Source organism: Rhodococcus sp. BP-316 (genome assembly GCF_019836105.1).
In the GTDB taxonomy this organism is placed as follows: domain Bacteria; phylum Actinomycetota; class Actinomycetes; order Mycobacteriales; family Mycobacteriaceae; genus Rhodococcoides.
The window spans coordinates 275,856-292,840 of the sequence record NZ_JABUEE010000008.1 but is presented as its reverse complement, the minus strand read 5'-3'; the positions used below and the strand labels follow the sequence as shown (position 1 = coordinate 292,840).

The 16,985-nt window shown below is 69.4% G+C and carries 16 protein-coding genes; 4 read left to right on the top strand and 12 right to left on the bottom strand.

The genetic code is table 11. The annotated features are described in order from the left end of the window. Window positions 1-16 precede the first annotated feature (16 nt). The 5 genes from HQ312_RS17130 to HQ312_RS17110 are packed head-to-tail and all read right to left on the bottom strand — an operon-like array spanning window position 17 to window position 4,856. On the bottom strand, window positions 17-1,351 hold the full coding sequence (locus tag HQ312_RS17130; RefSeq protein ID WP_222630561.1) for an ABC transporter substrate-binding protein: 1,335 nt from the start codon (window positions 1,349-1,351) through the stop codon (window positions 17-19). Further along, complete coding sequence (locus HQ312_RS17125) at window positions 1,348-2,442, bottom strand: branched-chain amino acid ABC transporter permease (RefSeq protein ID WP_222639484.1); 1,095 nt, start codon at window positions 2,440-2,442, stop codon at window positions 1,348-1,350. The genes HQ312_RS17130 and HQ312_RS17125 overlap by 4 nt, the downstream gene beginning before the upstream one ends. 1 nt (window position 2,443) lies before the next feature. Further along, window positions 2,444-3,322, bottom strand: a complete 879-nt coding sequence (locus tag HQ312_RS17120; RefSeq protein WP_222639481.1) for a branched-chain amino acid ABC transporter permease — start codon at window positions 3,320-3,322, stop codon at window positions 2,444-2,446. A gap of 24 nt (window positions 3,323-3,346) precedes the next feature. Then, window positions 3,347-4,087, bottom strand: coding sequence for an ABC transporter ATP-binding protein (locus tag HQ312_RS17115; protein ID WP_037184775.1), 741 nt, complete (start codon window positions 4,085-4,087; stop codon window positions 3,347-3,349). After that, window positions 4,080-4,856, bottom strand: coding sequence for an ABC transporter ATP-binding protein (locus tag HQ312_RS17110; RefSeq protein WP_261775734.1), 777 nt, complete (start codon window positions 4,854-4,856; stop codon window positions 4,080-4,082). Before HQ312_RS17110 ends, HQ312_RS17115 begins: the two co-directional genes overlap by 8 nt. A 167-nt stretch (window positions 4,857-5,023) precedes the next feature. Here HQ312_RS17110 and HQ312_RS17105 point away from each other — a divergent pair, with 167 nt between their 5' ends. After that, window positions 5,024-6,340, top strand: a complete 1,317-nt coding sequence (locus tag HQ312_RS17105; RefSeq protein WP_222639479.1) for a helix-turn-helix domain-containing protein — start codon at window positions 5,024-5,026, stop codon at window positions 6,338-6,340. On the opposite strand, the gene HQ312_RS17100 is transcribed toward HQ312_RS17105, so the two are convergent. Beyond that, window positions 6,303-7,499, bottom strand: coding sequence for a metallophosphoesterase (locus HQ312_RS17100; RefSeq protein WP_222630557.1), 1,197 nt, complete (start codon window positions 7,497-7,499; stop codon window positions 6,303-6,305). The two genes, HQ312_RS17105 and HQ312_RS17100, sit on opposite strands and share 38 nt — an antisense overlap. A gap of 155 nt (window positions 7,500-7,654) precedes the next feature. Between HQ312_RS17100 and HQ312_RS17095 the strand changes: the two genes are divergently transcribed. The 3 genes from HQ312_RS17095 (at window position 7,655) to HQ312_RS17085 (ending at window position 10,516) form a co-directional block, all read left to right on the top strand. Next, complete coding sequence (locus tag HQ312_RS17095; RefSeq protein WP_222639476.1) at window positions 7,655-9,061, top strand: WXG100 family type VII secretion target; 1,407 nt, start codon at window positions 7,655-7,657, stop codon at window positions 9,059-9,061. Further along, window positions 9,058-9,894, top strand: coding sequence for an ESX secretion-associated protein EspG (locus tag HQ312_RS17090; RefSeq protein WP_222639474.1), 837 nt, complete (start codon window positions 9,058-9,060; stop codon window positions 9,892-9,894). The genes HQ312_RS17095 and HQ312_RS17090 overlap by 4 nt, the downstream gene beginning before the upstream one ends. A gap of 61 nt (window positions 9,895-9,955) precedes the next feature. After that, on the top strand, window positions 9,956-10,516 hold the full coding sequence (locus tag HQ312_RS17085) for a hypothetical protein (RefSeq protein ID WP_051613116.1): 561 nt from the start codon (window positions 9,956-9,958) through the stop codon (window positions 10,514-10,516). A gap of 22 nt (window positions 10,517-10,538) precedes the next feature. On the opposite strand, the gene HQ312_RS17080 is transcribed toward HQ312_RS17085, so the two are convergent. The 6 genes from HQ312_RS17080 to HQ312_RS17055 form a co-directional block, all read right to left on the bottom strand. Then, the gene (locus HQ312_RS17080) at window positions 10,539-11,282 is read right to left on the bottom strand and encodes a siderophore-interacting protein (RefSeq protein WP_222639472.1); all 744 of its coding nucleotides are present in this window, start codon (window positions 11,280-11,282) and stop codon (window positions 10,539-10,541) included. A 15-nt stretch (window positions 11,283-11,297) separates the two neighbouring features. Beyond that, entirely contained in the window at window positions 11,298-12,161 is an 864-nt protein-coding gene (locus tag HQ312_RS17075) for an HAD hydrolase family protein (RefSeq protein ID WP_308123920.1), read from the bottom strand. Between the two features lie 39 nt (window positions 12,162-12,200). Further along, complete coding sequence (locus HQ312_RS17070; protein ID WP_027504733.1) at window positions 12,201-12,848, bottom strand: SDR family oxidoreductase; 648 nt, start codon at window positions 12,846-12,848, stop codon at window positions 12,201-12,203. Between the two features lie 97 nt (window positions 12,849-12,945). Further along, window positions 12,946-14,211, bottom strand: coding sequence for an ABC transporter permease (locus HQ312_RS17065; protein ID WP_222639469.1), 1,266 nt, complete (start codon window positions 14,209-14,211; stop codon window positions 12,946-12,948). Next, window positions 14,211-15,410 (bottom strand): ABC transporter permease, encoded by a 1,200-nt coding sequence (locus tag HQ312_RS17060; RefSeq protein WP_231476227.1) that lies wholly within the window; start codon window positions 15,408-15,410, stop codon window positions 14,211-14,213. Before HQ312_RS17060 ends, HQ312_RS17065 begins: the two co-directional genes overlap by 1 nt. Then, window positions 15,407-16,984 carry an ABC transporter ATP-binding protein gene (locus HQ312_RS17055; protein WP_222639467.1) on the bottom strand — a complete coding sequence of 526 codons (1,578 nt, stop codon included), beginning with the start codon at window positions 16,982-16,984 and terminating at the stop codon, window positions 15,407-15,409. The genes HQ312_RS17060 and HQ312_RS17055 overlap by 4 nt, the downstream gene beginning before the upstream one ends. Between the last annotated feature and the right edge of the window lies 1 nt (window position 16,985).

Here is a 16,985-nt window from a genome sequence, read left to right as displayed (position 1 = left end):
CATCCCGCCGACCGGGTCATCCGGCCGGCTGGGTGTCGGGAATGCCGCTCTCCGGTGGGGTCGCCTCCTCACCGGTGTACTCCTCGACGGCCGAGTCGCCGATGTCCGTGACCAGGACCGGGGTCAGGTTCTCCGGCTTGCCGTTCGTGATCTTGTAGACGCTGGCACCGGAGATGCCGAGGTGACTGTCCTCGGAGTAGCGGAACGGGGCGAGCTGAGGGCCGGGCAGGTCCTTGCCCTGCGACTGCAGCGCCGACACGATCGCCTCCCTGGTCGGGTTCTCACCCGCGGCCTGCAGCGCCTGCACGAAGGCGTAGGCGTGGCTCATGCCGTAGATGCGGTAGTTGGTCAGCTCCTCACCGGTTCCGTTGGCGGCCCACACCTTCTGCCACAACTGCGTCCACGGGTTGTCCGGCGAGTCGATGCCGGGGATGTACTCGAGGGAGATCATGTTCTCGAGCGACGAGGCGCCGTCCGTCACCGCGCCCTGGGAGAAGCGTCCGAGCAGCGACCCCACGAGGTCCACGTCGGAACCGATGGAGCTGTAGAACCATTCGGGCGTGTAGTTCAGTCGGCGGGAGACCAGCTGGCTCAGTGCCGTGTACGACGGGACGTTGAAGCCCAGGATCAGATCGGCACCCGCCGCCTGGAGGGACGCGATCTGCGGGGCGACGTCGGTGTTGCCGGACGTGTAGCGGGCGACGCCGACGATCTGATCCTCGAGGTACTGGCGCACCGCGGCCTCGCTGTCGCGGCCGAGGTCGTCGTCCTGCAGGAAGAGTCCCACCTTGGCGTCCGGCCGGTTCTTCTGCACCCAGTCGCCGATGATCTTGCCCTCGACCTGGTAGTCGGGCTGCCACCCGAAGGTGTTGGGGTACTTGGCCGGATCGTTACCCCACATGATCGCGCCCGAGGACACGAACAGATCGGGGACGCCCTCCTCGTTGAGGAAGTCGATGACCGCGCTGTGTGTCGCGGTGCCCAGACCGCCGACCATCGCGAACACCTCGTCCTGCAGGACCAGCTCGTTGACCACCTGCGTGGTGGTGGTCGGGTCGTACGCGTCGTCACGCACGAGGTACTCGATCTGCCGACCGTTCACCCCGCCGGCGGCGTTGACGTAGTCGAAGTAGGCCTTGGCGCCCGTGGGGATCTCGCTGTACCCGGGAGCGGCGACTCCCGTCAGGGGATAGTGCGCACCAATCTTCACCGAGGTGTCGGTGATCCCGACGGTCGAGCCCTCCGTGGACTCCTCCGCCTCCTCACGGCCACCCGCACCGCACGAGGCCACCAGTACGACGGCCGCAGCGAGAGCGGTGCCCCGCTGCGCCCATGTTCGGATCCTGTTCATCGAACTCCTTCTCTCTTCAGACGACGCTGTACGAGACGACCGCGGACCGTGCCGACCAGTCCGAGTGGCGCGAAGAGGATCACGACCACGGTGAAGATGCCGGTGACCAGAGGCGCGAGTTCCGCGGCCTGCAGGCTGCTCAACCCGGCGTCGAGGCCCAGGTTGGTCACCACCGGCGGGATGTAGGTGAGGAGCGCGGCACCGATGAGAGCGCCTGTCAGCGAACCGAGTCCGCCGATGACCACAGCGGAGAGCAGGGTCAGGGACAACACCAGCGTGAACCCGCTCGGCGCGGCGATGCGGGAGGCCATCGCCATGATCGCCCCCGCGGCACCGGCACACGCGGCACTGACCACGAAGGCCAGCACCCGTGCCCGCCCGAGGTCGATCCCCGCGATCTCGGCCGACACCTCGTCGTCACGCACGGCGCGCCAACGCCGTCCGACGCGACTCGACGACACGTTGGCCAGCAGGAAGAACACCAGCACGAGCAGGAACCACCCGACGTAGGCCACGAACTTCGTGGACGTCAGCTCGTTTCCGGTGACGAAGAAGGCGATGTCGTCGAGCGCGGACGGCACGTCGGGACTGGGCACGATGAGACCCTGCTCGCCCCCGAGATACTCCGAGAAGTACAGCGCGAGACCAGGGACGGCGACGGCGAGCGCCAATGTCGCGCCGGCCAGGTAGGGCCCGTGCAATCGCGCCGCGGCGACCCCGACGACGACCCCGACCAGACCGGCCACGACGGTGGCCGCGATCAGGACCAGGGGCACCGACCAGCCGGACTCGTTCGCCCGCAACATCAGTGCCGCGGTGTACGCGCCGACCGCCATGAACGCACCGTGCCCGAGGGAGAGCTGACCGTTGAGTCCGGTGAGCACGGTCAGTCCGGCCGCGGCGATCGCGAGATACGCCACCGACGTCAGCTGGCTCTGCCGGAACGTGCTGACGCTCTCCAGCACGAGAATCACCACGACGAGGGCCAACAGAGCGCCGAGCAGGTGCCGCCGCACCGGAGTCGACACCACGCGGGCGACGCGCAAGCGTGCGGGTGAGAGGGTGGGCCTGTCGGTCGTCGTCACGGTCATGTCAGACCCTCCTCGCTGCCGCGGCAGCGAACAATCCGTTGGGACGCAACAACAACACCGCGATGAGGATGACCAGCGCCGCGAAGGACACGAGGTCCTGCCCGATGTAGCCACTGACCGCACTGAGCCCGACGCCCATCAGCAGTCCGCCCACCACGGCGCCCACCGGGCTGTCGAGACCGCCGAGCACGGCGGCCACGAATCCGAACACCACGACGGAGTCCATGTAACCGGGGTGCACCAGCGACCCGCCGGCGATGAGCAGACCCGCGACCGACCCGACCACCGCGGCCAACGCCCATCCCAGCGTGAGCATGCGGCCCACGCGCACTCCCAGCAGGCGCGACACCTCCTGGCTGAAAGCACTGGCGCGCATCGTGAGTCCGAGATCGGTGAACCGGAACAGCGCGACCAGCGCGGCGAGCACCACCAGCACCGCGACGACCTTGTAGATGTCGTTGCCCGTCAGCGCCACGTCCACGGACCCGATGCGCCGACCGTCGAGACCGAACGGAGCGGGAAAGGACCGGAACTGGTTGCCGAACACCAGTGCCGCCACCGCGTGGATCACGATGAAGAGACCGAGGGTGAGGATCACCGGATTGATGTGCGACCCGCTGTCGACGTACCGGATGATCAGTCGCTCGATCAGCGCGCCGAGCACGAGGCCGGACACGAGCGCGGCGGCGAAGCCGACCCAGTAGGAGTAGCCGGCATCGACCACGACGAGCGCCACGTACGTGGTGATCATCGCCATCGGCGCCTGCGCGAAGTTCACGATGCGCGTCGAGCGCCAGATCAGCACGAGTGCCAGAGCGAATGCGGCATAGACCATCCCGTTGGTCACTCCGTTGATGACGATGGTGAGCAGTTGTTGCACTCTGTCGTCCTTTCGTGAGGGTGGTCAGAAGCCGAGGTAGGCGTGGCGGAGTTCCTCGTCGCCGACGAGGTCGGCCGCCGGACCCTCCCGCGCCACCGTCCCCAGGGACAGCACGACGGCGTGTTCGGCGATGGACAGCGCGCTGCGGGCGTTCTGCTCGACCAGCACGACGGTGAGGCCGTCCGAGTCGACCGAGTCACGCAGCGTCTGGAAGATCTGCGCCACCACGCGGGGAGCGAGCCCGAGCGACGGTTCGTCGAGCAGCAGGATCGTGGGGGTCGCCATGAGTGCGCGCCCGATCACCAGCATCTGACGCTCACCGCCCGACAGCGTGTGCGCGGTCGACGCCCGACGCTCCGCGAGAGCCGGGAACATGGACAGCACGCGGTCGATCCCCACCGCGGCCGCGGACCTGTTGCGGCCCAACGCCCCCAGCCGCAGGTTCTCCTCCACGGTGAGTTCGACGATGACCCCGCGGCCCTCGGGCACGTGCGACAGTCCACGCCGTGACATCGACTCCGGACTCGCTCCGACGAGGTCGACCTCGCCCATCCGGATGTGGCCGGCCACCGGCGGGTGCAGCGCCGAGATCGTCCGGAGCAGGGTCGTCTTGCCGGCACCGTTGGCCCCGAGCACCGCGGTGACCGCGCCGCGGGGCACCCGCAGCGACACGGAGTCGAGCGCGGTGACGGCGCCGTACCGCACCGTCAGATCGGACACGGTCAGGGCGTCGCGGGTCGCCTCGTCCCGCACGACGTCACGCATCACGGTCCACCTCGTCCCCCAGGTAGGCGGCGAGCACAGCGGGATCCTCGCGCACCGTGTCGGGTGTCCCGCGCGCGATGACCTTCCCGAAGTCCAGGACCACCAACCGATCACAGACACTCATGACCAGATCCATGTGGTGCTCGACCAGGAGGATCGACATTCGCGAGGTGAGTCCGCGGACCAGCTCACCCAGCTCGTCCATCTCGGCGTTGGACAGACCCGACGCCGGCTCGTCGAGAAGCAGCAACGTCGGCTCCCCCACCAGCGCCCGTGCGAGCGCTACGCGTTTGCGCACCGCGTACGGCAGGCTGGGCGGGTACCGGTCGGCGTACTCGTCGATGCGGAGTTCGGACAACGTGGCCAGAGCCCGGTCGCGGATCGCGGCGGTGTCGGCCCCGCTCCGAGCGAGTCCGAGCAGCCCGGCGACGATCGAGGTCCGGGCGAGATGGTCCGCACCGACCATGACGTTCTCCACCACGGTCATCCGGTCGAACAGCCCGAGGCCCTGCAGTGTGCGGCTCATACCGAGCGCCGCCAGCGCGGTCGGCTTCAGCCGGCGTACCACCCGGCCGTTCCGGGTCACGGTGCCCGACTGCGGCGCGACGAGGCCGCACGCCACGTTGAACAGTGTCGTCTTGCCCGCCCCGTTGGGTCCGATGACTCCGACGACCTCGCCTCGTCGGACATCGAGTCCGACGTCCGACAGGGCGACGATGCCGCCGAACGACACGGTGACGGACGACAGCTCGAACACGGACTCGGTCATGGTCTCGATCGTTGACACAGTGGCCCACCTCACATCTCGGTGGCACTCACTATGGTCACTCCGCACAGTCGGCGATATGGTCTCCGCGCACGAAAAGGGTCATGCCGTGGGCACCAATTTCGGTCAAACCGCTCGAACCGTCGGGCGCTGTGCGCAAAAATGCGCGCATGGCGTCGCCGTCGATCGGCCGTGGATCGGGGCTGCATCCTGTCCGCGGACGGCTGTCGGCGGAGGAACGAGCCGCGATCCAACGCGCGTGGGCGACGCTGATCCCGGAGGCGGACGCCATCGCCGACTCCATCACGTTGGCCCTGTTCGAGCAGGACCCCGACTATCTCCAGGCCGGCTCCGACATCACGGCCGTGGTCCGTCGCAGCACGCGGGAACACATCCGTCTGGGGCTGCGCAAGCTCAGCGGCACGCAGCACGGTAGCGAGGACAACACCGAGGTGTGGCGGCGCACGGGTCGCGAACGCGCGCGCCAGGGCATCCCCATGGAACTCGTGCTCAAGGCGTACACCCTCGGTAGTCGAACGTTGTGGGAGGAACTCGTCAACGCTCGCGGCGCGAATCCCGGGCTGCTCGAGCCGCGACTGCTTCTCGTCGCCGGCCAACGGTTGTGGCACGCACTCGATGCGCAGAACACGATTCTCGTCGACTCGTACCGGCGTGAGACCGCACGGATGCAGCAGCGCGACGTCACGAAGATCCTCGCCGTTCTCGACGGCTTGCGCGACGGGCGCGGAGCCGATCCCGCGTTCGTCGTCGATGCGCGGAACACACTGGGGCTCACCGCACAGCATCGGATCGCGTGCGTGGTGGGCCCGCTGTCCGAGCGAGGTGACCCACCCCTGACCTCACCGGAGGACGCCGTCGACGGCGTGACATCACTGTCGCACTGGCACATTCGCGACGGGGTTCAGTTCGGCGTCGTGTGCCCGGCCAAGGCGGACCTCGGCTCGGTGGCGGAGGCTCTCGCCGCACGCGCGGTCGGACCGGTGGGCATCGCCGCGTCGACGGACGGACTCGTGACCTTCGCCGCCGCGTACCGAGCTGCCGCGCGCACGGCGGCCACCATCGGCGCCGGCGACACTCCTGCCGCGGTGGCCACGGACCGACTGCCCCACATCGTCATGTCTGCCGACGACGAGATCTCGGATCTGGTCGTGTCCCACGCACTCGGGTCGCTGAACGGACACCCGCCCGCGCAGCGGGAGGTACTGCTCCGAACTCTGGCGCACGTCCTCGCCACCGACGGTTCACCCACCAACGCCGCCAAACTGCTGTACTGCCACCGGAACACGGTGATCTATCGGCTTCATCAGGTCGAGGAACTGACCGGCCGATCCATCACCGCGCCGGACGACCGGCTCCTCCTCACCCTTGCCCTGGTCCGCTCCGGGCACTGGGCGGACGCGGTGGCCGGCGTCGGCGCCGCCGCGACTGTCACACCAGAGAGCTCGACCGCAACGTCAGCACGGTGATCTCGCTCGGTGCGAAGACACGGAACGGTGGACCCCAGAACCCCGTGCCCCGGCTCGTGTAGAGCTGCGTGCGGGCGCCGTGTCGGCTGAGGCCGTGGACGACCGGTTGATCGAGTCGGACGAGCAATCCGAACGGCCAGATCTGCCCGCCGTGTGTGTGCCCGGAGACCTGCAGATCCACTCCCGCCGCCACTGCCGCGTCGATCTGCTTCGGCTGATGCGCCAGCAGGAAGATCGGCAGCGACGGTTCCGCGTCCGCCAGCGCGGCGGTCAGATCCGCGCCGTGACCCACCTCGCCCGACCCGCGCGCGGTCCTGTCGTCCACCCCGGCGACGACGAGCCTGTCACCACCGCGCATGACGGTGATGTGCCTGTTGTGCAACGAGTCCCAACCCAGTGACGTCATGTGGTCGAGCCACTCCTGGGCCTCGCCGAAGTACTCGTGGTTGCCCGTCACGTAGACGCGCGCCGACTTCGCGTGCACTCGTTCCAGGGGCGCCACCTGCTCGCGTCGACGCTCCACCGACCCGTCGGCGAGATCACCCACGTGACAGACGATGTCGGCGTCCTGGCGATTGATCTCCGCCACGACGTCGGAGGACCAGACGGACCGTTCGATCGGACCGTAGTGCGTGTCCGTCACCAGGACGACGCGGAGCCCGTCGAGTCCGGCGCCGAGTCGATCGAGCGTCACCGTCACGTGCTTCGTGCGCGGCAGCCGCATCGCCTCGCGTCGTCCCCACACCGCCAACGCGACGATGACGGCCAGCACGGCGCCGGCGACGATGCGCGATCGCAGCGGATCGTCGACCCCGACGACGCCGAGCCCGAGCCGTACGACGAGCCCGATGATCGACCACACGAACGCGATCCACACCAGTCCGAGCAGGGTGTCCCCGATGCGCGCCCACCGGTCGGAGTGTGCCCGGCCGTGCCCCTTCGCCATGCCGACCACGAGTGCGGCGGCAGCACCGACCGCGACCACCGTCGCGATGATCCTCGCGGCGATCGGCCAGTCCGCGCCGGTGAACGCGAGAGTCCACAGCGGCGTCCCGAACAGGATCGCGAGAACGACTGTCACGACGGCGAGCCGGCCCACGGGCGGCCCGCCGGACGGAGTGCTCTCGCGAACCTCGCCCGGCACTGAGTGGTCCGACATGGTGCACGTTCCTTCGGTGTCGGGAGCGTCGGCGATCTCTCGAGGAGCATCGCCGCGCGTGGGAGAGACGCGTCAACCGTACGCGGAACCGTGCGGCCGGTCCGCGCGTCGAATGTCACGGGGATCGTGGCACCGCGGTCGGGGAGGACACGAACATGGGGTTCGACATCACGGGGGTGATCGGTGCCGCGGGCGAGACGATCTCGGACGCGGCGTCGGAGATGGTCGACTTCGCGACGGGACACGACAGCGACGCGGCGGAGTCCGCGGCACGACTGACGGCGGAGTTCCACGCCGACGACGCCGTCCGGGTCGCCCGCGAGGCCGTCGACAGGTCCAGGGTGGGCGACACGGCGAGCGGCGCGAGCGTCGTGGTCCCGGAGGCGTTCGACGGCATGTCGCACCCCGAGATGTTCGCGCACACCACCGAACTCACGCCGGAGCTCCTCGATTCCGGTGCCGCGATGTGGCGCGAGGCCCACACCCGGGCGACCGCACTGGTGTGGACCCTGTGGAACGACCTCGGCGCTGTGCTCGGGACCGACTGGCAGGGCGCCACGGCCGACTCCGCACTCGCCGCGATCACGACGTACCGCACCGAGTCGCTGCGCACCCTCGACCTCATGGACATCGTCGCGGGCAAGCTCGAGCAGTCCCGCGACGGGTTCGCGCTCACCCGCGCCACCATGCCCGCCCCACAGTCGTTCACGCCGTCGGACTGGGCGCGCACCGCGATGACGGCCGCGTTTCTCGGACCCGTCGGCGCCGCCGGGTCGATCACCGCGATGATGGCCGAGGAGGAGGAGCGGCGCGCCGAGGCCGTGGCGGTCATGAACGGCACCTACGTCCCCACCGCCGTCCGAGCCGATCACGGCGTGCCGGTGCTCACGCCGCCGGGAGAACCGGCGAGCGGGTCCGCGTCGGGTTCCTCGTCCTCGGCCTCCGGTGGCATGCGCGGAGGTGTCGATGCCGCATCGCTCGGTTCGACGGCACTCTCGTCGCTCGCGGCGACTCCCGCACCGACCACGGCGGCGTCGGTCGGCGACTCGACGCCCGTCGCAGGGCCACAGCCTGCGGCCGCCGCCCAGAACTCCGCGGGAGCAGGCACGAGCAGCACCCCGAACGGCGCAGCTCCGCCGTCGGGTGTCGCACCCGTGAGCACGGCACCGGTCGGCCCGTCGGGATCCCGGCCTGCCCTGACTTCACCCGCGGGCTTCGGGCGCGGCTCGACCCCCGCCGGGTACGGGACGGCAGGGCAGCGGTCGTCGGCGGGATCCGGTGGGTCGGGCGCGCGGACACTCGGTCCGGGATCCTCGTCCGGGCGCGGCCCCTCGGGCGGTACCACCGGCCCCGTCCTGCAGAGCGCGACCTCAGCCGGCGCGGGCGGTTCCGGCGCGGGCACCCGCGCGGCGGCCTACGGACCGGGCGCGATGATGCCGGGGAGCCGCGCCGGTGGAGACCAGGACGGCGACCACACCACGGCGGGGTACCTGGTCACGGCGGACAACGGCGACCGCCTGGTCGGGGAGCTCCCACTCGTCGCTCCCCCGGTGATCGGGTGATCGTTCGAGCGGCTCCCACGGGGGTCGCCTCGTGGCACCTCACGTCACTCGAGTTCGCCGTACTTCTCGACCGGATCGGCCGCGATCGAGTGCCGTTCCCCTTCTCCTGGACCACGCGCGTCCGCACAGCCGCGGATCTGCGTGCGGAACGCGAGGCCGCCCGCCGCCGCCTCGGCGACCGATCGCTGCTGGCCGCCGCGTCCCTGCTCGGCGGACCCGGACTCCAGGTCACCGCCTGCGGGGTGGAGTCGGGCGATCGACGCGTGCGCATCCGAGCCGCAACCTCGTACTCCGCGATCCCGCTCCATTCCGACCGGCCTCCGGCCTTCCCGCCCCATTCCGACCGGCCTCCGGCCTTCCCGCTCGCCGTCGTGGTGGTCCAGGACCCGGGACCGACCTCCGACACCGGCGGCACGGTCCACGTCCACGCCGTACCACCGGAGCGCATGACCCACACCCTCACGGCGGCGCTGCCCCACCGCCGCGCGGGACGGGTGACGCCGTCGTCCGTGTCCCGCGACGACGTGGTCCGCGCTCCGTCGTCCCACCTGCACGATTCGCGTGGCGACACCGACCGCGATCGCGTGATCCACATCCTCGACGGGCCACGGGAGGGGCTCGGTGAGATCGTCGTGGGACACGGCGGCGACGGCCCGCTCGAGGCGATCGCAGGCAGACGGTGGATCGACGCGCTCGGTGACGGGCGCTACCTGGTGCACGCGACCGACGTGGTGGCGGTGCTGCCCGCCACGGCCCAGACCATCGCGGCGGCGCTCGACGACGAGATCCGACGGGCCGGTGCGGTACCACCGGTGACGGGTACACGCAGCTAGGGTTGGGCCATTGAACGCTGCGGCGCTGACGCGTGCGCGGCCGATCGAGAGGACTGGGCAGATGAGCGATCGCTACCCGCGCGACTCCGACAACCGCGACGTCGGCAACTACGGCTACGACGACCGCACTCGGGCCTACGGTCGGCAGGAGCCCTACGCCGAGCCCGGTGGTCAGCGCTACGCGCCGCAGAAGCCCGCATCGTCCGGACTGAAGTTCGACGTCGGCCCGTTCATCGGCGGAGTCGTCGCCACCGCCATCACCACGTTCATCGCAGGATGGGTGGCCACGGCGATCGTCCAGGCCGTCTACAACCGCACCGGAACCAGCGTGTTCTGGATGTACGGACTGGAGGATCCCTGGATCGCCGGTGTGTACGGCGCCCTCGCCGCGATCCTCGCCGGAGCGTTCATGCTCCTGCTGTTCCAGGCGGTGCCGTCACCGAACACGTTCTTCAGCTGGATCGCCGGACTGGTGGTCGTCGCGATCATCGTGCTGCCGTTCCTCGCCGCGGGAGCGATCACCGCTGCGTTCGGCTCCGCGATCGTCAACGGCCTGATGGGGTTCGTCATCGTGGCCCTGCTGTCCACCACCGCGGCGAAGACGTATCACGGTCGTCCCTGACAGCCCCCGTCGTGCGTGACGCTCAGGGAATCCAGTACCCCTGAGCTTTGACCGACCTGCGCGGAACGCGGTAGTCGGACTTCAGGATCGACGAGATCGAGCGCGTCGTGACCGTGTCGCACGCGACCCACGCGGCGTGGCGGGACGCGTCGAACGCTGCGGCCGAGACGGCCTCCACCATCGAGGCACCGTCGTCACGCCGTCGTACTCGATGGATCTGCGTGGCGCTCGTCGCCGCGAGCGGGAGCGCGTCGTCGCTGTCGTGCACGGTCTCGAGCCACAGAGTGACGGAAAGATCGTCGGGCAGTGCGGCCAGCAACGAGTTCACCGCGGGAAGTGCCGCGCTGTCTCCCGCGATGAGGTACCCGGCGGGAAGGGGGTCCGGTACTGCGTACTTCGAGCCCTGGAAGGTCGCCTCGAGGGTGTCGCCGGGGGCGGCGCGTCGTGCCCAGTGCGCGGCCGGACCGTCGTGCAGCGCGAACTCGAGGTCGAAGCGGTCGTTCTCGGGGTCCGGGTTCACGACCGTGTAGGCACGGTGGTGCAGCGAGGCACTGCCGTCGTCGGTGGGAAACCACAGGCGCAACCACATCGTGGGATGCACGGGCTTACGCGTGAACAGTCCACCCGCGGAGACCGTCAGCCGACGGTAGTGCGGGGTGACGTCCTTCGCCGCGAGAACGGTGAGCAGTACGTCCGAGCCGCCCATCAGTTTGAGGACCGTGCCCTGCCAGCCCTTGGTCTGCTCGCTGGTCGCTGCGTCGCTCATGCAGCTGAGGGTAGCCTAACCCTGACCGACGCGGGGGTGCGCCAACTCCTCGAGGTACTCCGCGATGCCGTCGGCGTCGTTGCTGGCGACCACCCGATCGACGAGAGCCTGCACCTCGGGGATGGCATTGGACGGACAGATCGCGGTGCCGGCCCACGCGAGCATCTCCAGATCGTTGCGTGCGTCTCCGGCGGCCGCGACCTCCCGCCGAGCGATACCGCGGCGCTCGCACAGCGCCGCCAGAGCGGTCGCCTTGGACACTCCGCGCGCGGCGATCTCCACGTAGGGCGCGCCGGAATGGGTGACCGAGACATCGTCGACACCGCCGGCGAGCAACGCGCGGTAGAGATCCACGCTCGGCACGGTGGCGTGGCGGGCGACGATCTTCACCATGTCCTCCCGCAACCACGGGAAGGCCGGAGGCCGGTCGCTGTCGGACGGGAAATCACCACCCACGACAGTGTCCATGGTGGACGGGTCGCGGTGATGGTCGGAGAACACGCACAACGCGGCGTAGCCCGTCTCCGCGACGAACGAGGTGGGTCCGACCGCGGCGACCACGGTTCCCGGTACGAGGGCGCGCACCCGGTCGACCGCGGCCTGACCGACGGCGACGTCCATCCCCACCGTCTGGGTGATCACGGGTGTCCCGTCGGCGAGATCGATGAGGACGGCGCCGTTGGCGCACACCGCAATTCCGCGGAAACCGCTCTGCTCGGCGAACTCGTGCACGGAGTGCCGCGCACGGGCGGTGGCCCACACCACGTCGATCCCCGCGTCTCGCGCTGCCGCCATGGCGTCAGCGGTGCGCGCGGAGATGGTCCGGTCGGAGCGCAACAGCGTCCCGTCGAGATCGGTGGCGAAGAGTCGAACGGTCACCGGGCCAGCTTCTCACCCGGTGACCGTTCCGACCGGGAGTCAGCTCAGCGCGTCGGCGATGGGCGTCTCGCCCTGGTCGAACTCGATCATGCGGCCGGCGGTGGACGGGGTGTCGAGCACGGTGGCGATCACTGCGGCCACGTCGTCGCGACTGACCGAGGCGCCCGTCGCTCCCTGCTCCTTGGTGGTGATGGAGCCGGTGCCGGCGTCGTCGGTGAGGCCGGACGGCGCGACGATGGTCCAGGACAGGTCGCTGTTCTTCAGGTGCTGATCGGCCTCGGCCTTCGCCTCGGCGTACGCGTAGAAGGAGTCGTCCGGGGAGACACCGTGATCCGGTCCGGCACCGAAGTACGATACCAGCACGAACCGCGGGACGCCCGATGCGGACGCAGCGTCGATGCAGCGGATGGCGGCGTCGCGGTCCACGGCGTACGTGCGGTCGGCATCGCCACCCCCGGCGCCGGCAGCGAAGACGACGGCGTCGTGGCCGGTCACGGTTCCGGCGATCTCCTGGGTGGTCTGCGCCTCGACGTCCGCGACGACGGCGGTGGCGCCGGTCTTCTCGATGTCGGCGGTCTGATCGGGATTGCGGATCAGCGAGGTGACCTGGTGCCCACTCTCGGTCAGAATCTTCGCGAGCTTCAGGGCGATCTTGCCGTGGCCGCCGACGACTGCGATGCGTGACATGAGTTCCGGGTGTCCCTTCTTCGAGCACGGGCGGCCGTACGACCGTCCACGGAGAGGGGTTCCCTGCTGTCGGCGCCCGACAAACATCGGACGCCGATCAGGGATACGGTCTGCCCGCCGCGGCGGGACCACGCACCTTTCCGACGAGCCCGGCGACCGCCAGGATGGTGACCACGTAGGGCAGCATCAACATGAACTCGCTGGGTACCGGCGAGCCGATGATGCCCAGCACGTTCTGCAGGTTGGACGCGAATCCGAACAGCAGGGCCGCCAACGTCGCACGGACGGGATCCCAGCGTCCGAAGATCACGGCGGCGAGGGCGATGTAGCCGGCACCGGCGGTCATCTCCTTGCCGAACGCACCGACCGACCCCAGGGTGAAGTACGCGCCGCCCATGCCGGCGATGGCGCCCGCGAGGCAGACGTTCCAGAAGCGGGTGCGGGCGACGTCGATACCCACGGAATCCGCGGCGCGCGGATGCTCACCGACCGCGCGCAACCGCAGGCCCCACCGCGTACGGAAGAGGCCGACGAACACGGCCGCCACAGCGATGTACATGACGTACTCGATGACCGTCTGCCGGAACAGCACCGGACCGATGATCGGGATCTGCGAGAGCAGCGGAATCTCGATGCGGGGGAAGCGCGGCGGCGTGTTCAGTGTCGCGGCGCTGGGGACCAGCAACTTGGAGTACAGGAAGCTGGTGAGCCCGACGACGAGCACGTTGAGCACCACGCCGACGATGACCTGGTTGACGAAGTACCGGATGGAGAACACCGCGAGGACGCTGCCCACCAAGGCTCCTGCGACGAGTGCCGCGGCGAGACCGACGTACGGCGACCCGGTGAGCGTCGCGACCACCGCGCTGACGAACGCGCCGCCGAGGAGCTGGCCCTCGATGGCGATGTTGATGATGCCGACGCGCTCGGAGACGACGCCGCCGAGCGCACCGAAGATCAGCGGCGTGCTGAGGGCGACGGTTCCGAGGAGCAGCCCCGGCACGGGAATGGTCTCGCCCACCGCGGACCACGTGAGGAACAGCAGGACGAACGCGACGGCGAACACCGCGGTGACCGCCGCCGGTGTGCGCTGCCCCGCCCGGGTGCGAACCGCACTGACCAGCGTGAGGGCGGCGAGCAGGATCACGAGCGCGATGCACGTTGCGCGCGCGGGCAGCCCCACGTCCGGCAACCTGACGAAGTCGCTGTCACTGGCCAGGGAGAACGTGCTGGTGCCGCTGTCGCCCCGCAGCCCGAAGGCCAGCAGCGCGACGACGGTGACGACACCCAGGACGACGGGAAGCTTCCAGGAGGCGGCGGGACGGGACCCGGCGTCAGGAGGAGCCGTGGCGAGTGTGCTCATCAGCTCACCCCTTTCGCTCGAGGTTCGGGTAGTCGGAACACCGCTCGCACCAGGGGCGGCGCGGCGATGAACAGGACGATGACCGACTGGACGACGAGCACGATGTCGATGGGGATCGACTCCGCGGCCTGCATCGCGAAGCCGCCCGCCTTGAAGGCTCCGAACAGGATGCCGGCGGCGAACACACCCCACGGACGCGAGCGCCCCAGCAGTGCCACCGTGATGGCGTCGAATCCGATGCCGGCGTCGATGTCAGCGGAGAAACCCGTGGTGACGGTACCGAGCACCTGTGCGACACCAGCGAGCCCGACCAGGGCACCCGACAGGACCATCGCGTAGATGTACACGCGCTCGACCTTGATGCCGGCCACGCGGGCCGCGGAGGCGTTCTCCCCCACGACGCGGAACCGGAAGCCGACGCTCGACCTCTCGAGCAACCACCACACAGCTGCGGTCACGGCGATGACGAGGACGAAGCCCCAGTGCAGCGAGTACTTCGATCCGAACAGCGACGGCAGGATCGCGTCGTCCATCATCGCGGGCGTCTTGGGGTTGTTGGAGCCGGGTGCCTGCAGCGCGCCGGGAGTGCGCAGCAGGTACGAGATCAGGTAGAACGCGACGTAGTTGAGCATGATCGTCACGATCACCTCGTGCGCGCCGGTCCGCGCTCGCAGCAGTCCGGCGATGCCGCCCCACAGCGCGCCGCCGACGACACCGGCCAGGATCGCGACGATGAGGTGCACGTAGGGCGGCAGGTCGAAGGTGAACCCGACGTAGCCGGCACACGCGGCGGCGATCAGCATCTGGCCGCGGCCGCCGATGTTGAACATGCCGACCCGGAACGCCAGCGCGACACCGAGACCCGCGGCGATCAGCGGGGTGGCGAAGGTGAGGGTCTCGGTGAGCGGACGGATACCGTCCGCGAACCGAGGCCGTCGGAAGTTGTAGACACTGCCCTGGAAGAGCGCCGAGTAGGCGCCCCAGACCGAGTCCCAGATCGCGGAGAGCATGTCCGTGGGGCGTGAGAAGAAGTAGCCCGCCGTCTCACGCACCTGCGGATCGGTGACGGCGATGAGAATCGCGCCGACGACGAACGCCATCAGGACCGACAGCAGGGACAGCAGCACACTGCCACTGGCGATCTTGCGCAGCACCGACTCGGACGTGGACGGCGGCGTCGCGGTGTCCGTCGCGGTCACGCGGCTCCCTCGGTGTTCGCGTCGGTGGAGTGGCCTCCGGCCATGAGCAGTCCCAACTCTTCTCGTGAGGCGTCGCCGGACACGATGCCGACGATGGTGCCTCGGTACATCACCGCGATGCGGTCGGCCAGCGCCGACACCTCGTCCAGTTCGGACGAGATCACGATGACGGGGGTGCCCGCGTCCCGCGTCGCGACGATGCGCTTGTGCACGAATTCGATGGATCCCACGTCGATTCCGCGCGTGGGTTGCGACGCGATGAGCAGGCGCAGATCGCGCCCGAGTTCCCGTGCGAGCACGACCTTCTGCTGGTTACCGCCCGAGAGTCTGCCGACGGCCGTGTCGATGCTCGGCGTGCGGATGTCGAACTCCGACACCTTCTCCGACGCGAACGACCGGAGGAAGGACCGCACGATGCTGCCACGAGCGGAGAACGGCCCGCCGTGCGACCGGTCGAGCATGAGGTTCTCGGCGATGGTGAACTCGCCGACGAGTCCGTCCTCGGTGCGGTCCTCGGGAACGAAACCCACACCGGCGTCGAGCACGGATTTCACGTCGCGACCGACCAGCGAGGCACCGTCGAGCGTGATCTGACCGGTCATCGCCGGATGCAGACCCAGCAGTGCTTCGGCGAGCTCCGTCTGACCGTTGCCCTGCACGCCCGCGATCGCCAGGATCTCGCCGGCGCGCACCTCGAAGGACACGTCGTTCACCACCGGGCCGGCAGCACCCGGAACCGTCAGGTTCGACACGACCAGCGCGGCATCCCCCAGCTGCGCCGGGTCCTTGGCGACGCGCAACTGCACGTCGCGACCGACCATGAGGGACGCCAGTTCGCCGTCGGTGGCGGTCGGCTCGGCCTGGCCGACGACCTTCCCGAGGCGGACGACGGTGATGCGATCGGCGACCACGCGCACCTCACGCAGCTTGTGCGTGATGAAGACGATGGCCGTTCCCGCCTCGGCGAGCTGACGCATGATCGTCATCAGCTCGTCGGTCTCCTGCGGGGTGAGGACCGCCGTCGGCTCGTCGAAGACCAGGATGTCGGCCTCGCGGGAGAGCGCCTTGATGATCTCGACGCGCTGCTGCACGCCGACCGGGAGATCGCCCACTGTCGCGTCCGGATCCACGTCGAATCCGAAGCGGGCCGACACCTCCCGTACCAGCGCACGAGCCGCGTCGAGATCGAGGCGACCGCCGAACGTCGTCTTCTCGTTGCCCAGGATGATGTTCTCGGCGACGGTGAACACCGGGATCAACATGAAGTGCTGGTGCACCATGCCGATCCCGGCGGTCATCGCCTCGCCGGGGCCGGCGAAGGTGCGCCGCTCCCCGTCGATGAGGATCTCGCCCTCCTCCGCCCGGTACAGGCCGCTGAGGACGTTCATCAGCGTCGACTTCCCGGCACCGTTCTCACCGAGCAGGCAGTGGATCTCCCCCGCCTCGACGGTCAGATCGATGTGGTCGTTGGCGACCAGGGAACCGAAACGCTTGGTGATGCCCCGGAGTTCGAGCTTCGGCAGGTCGTGCGCGGGGCTGCTGTCGAGCGTGGACGCGGTGTCGTTCGACGCCATC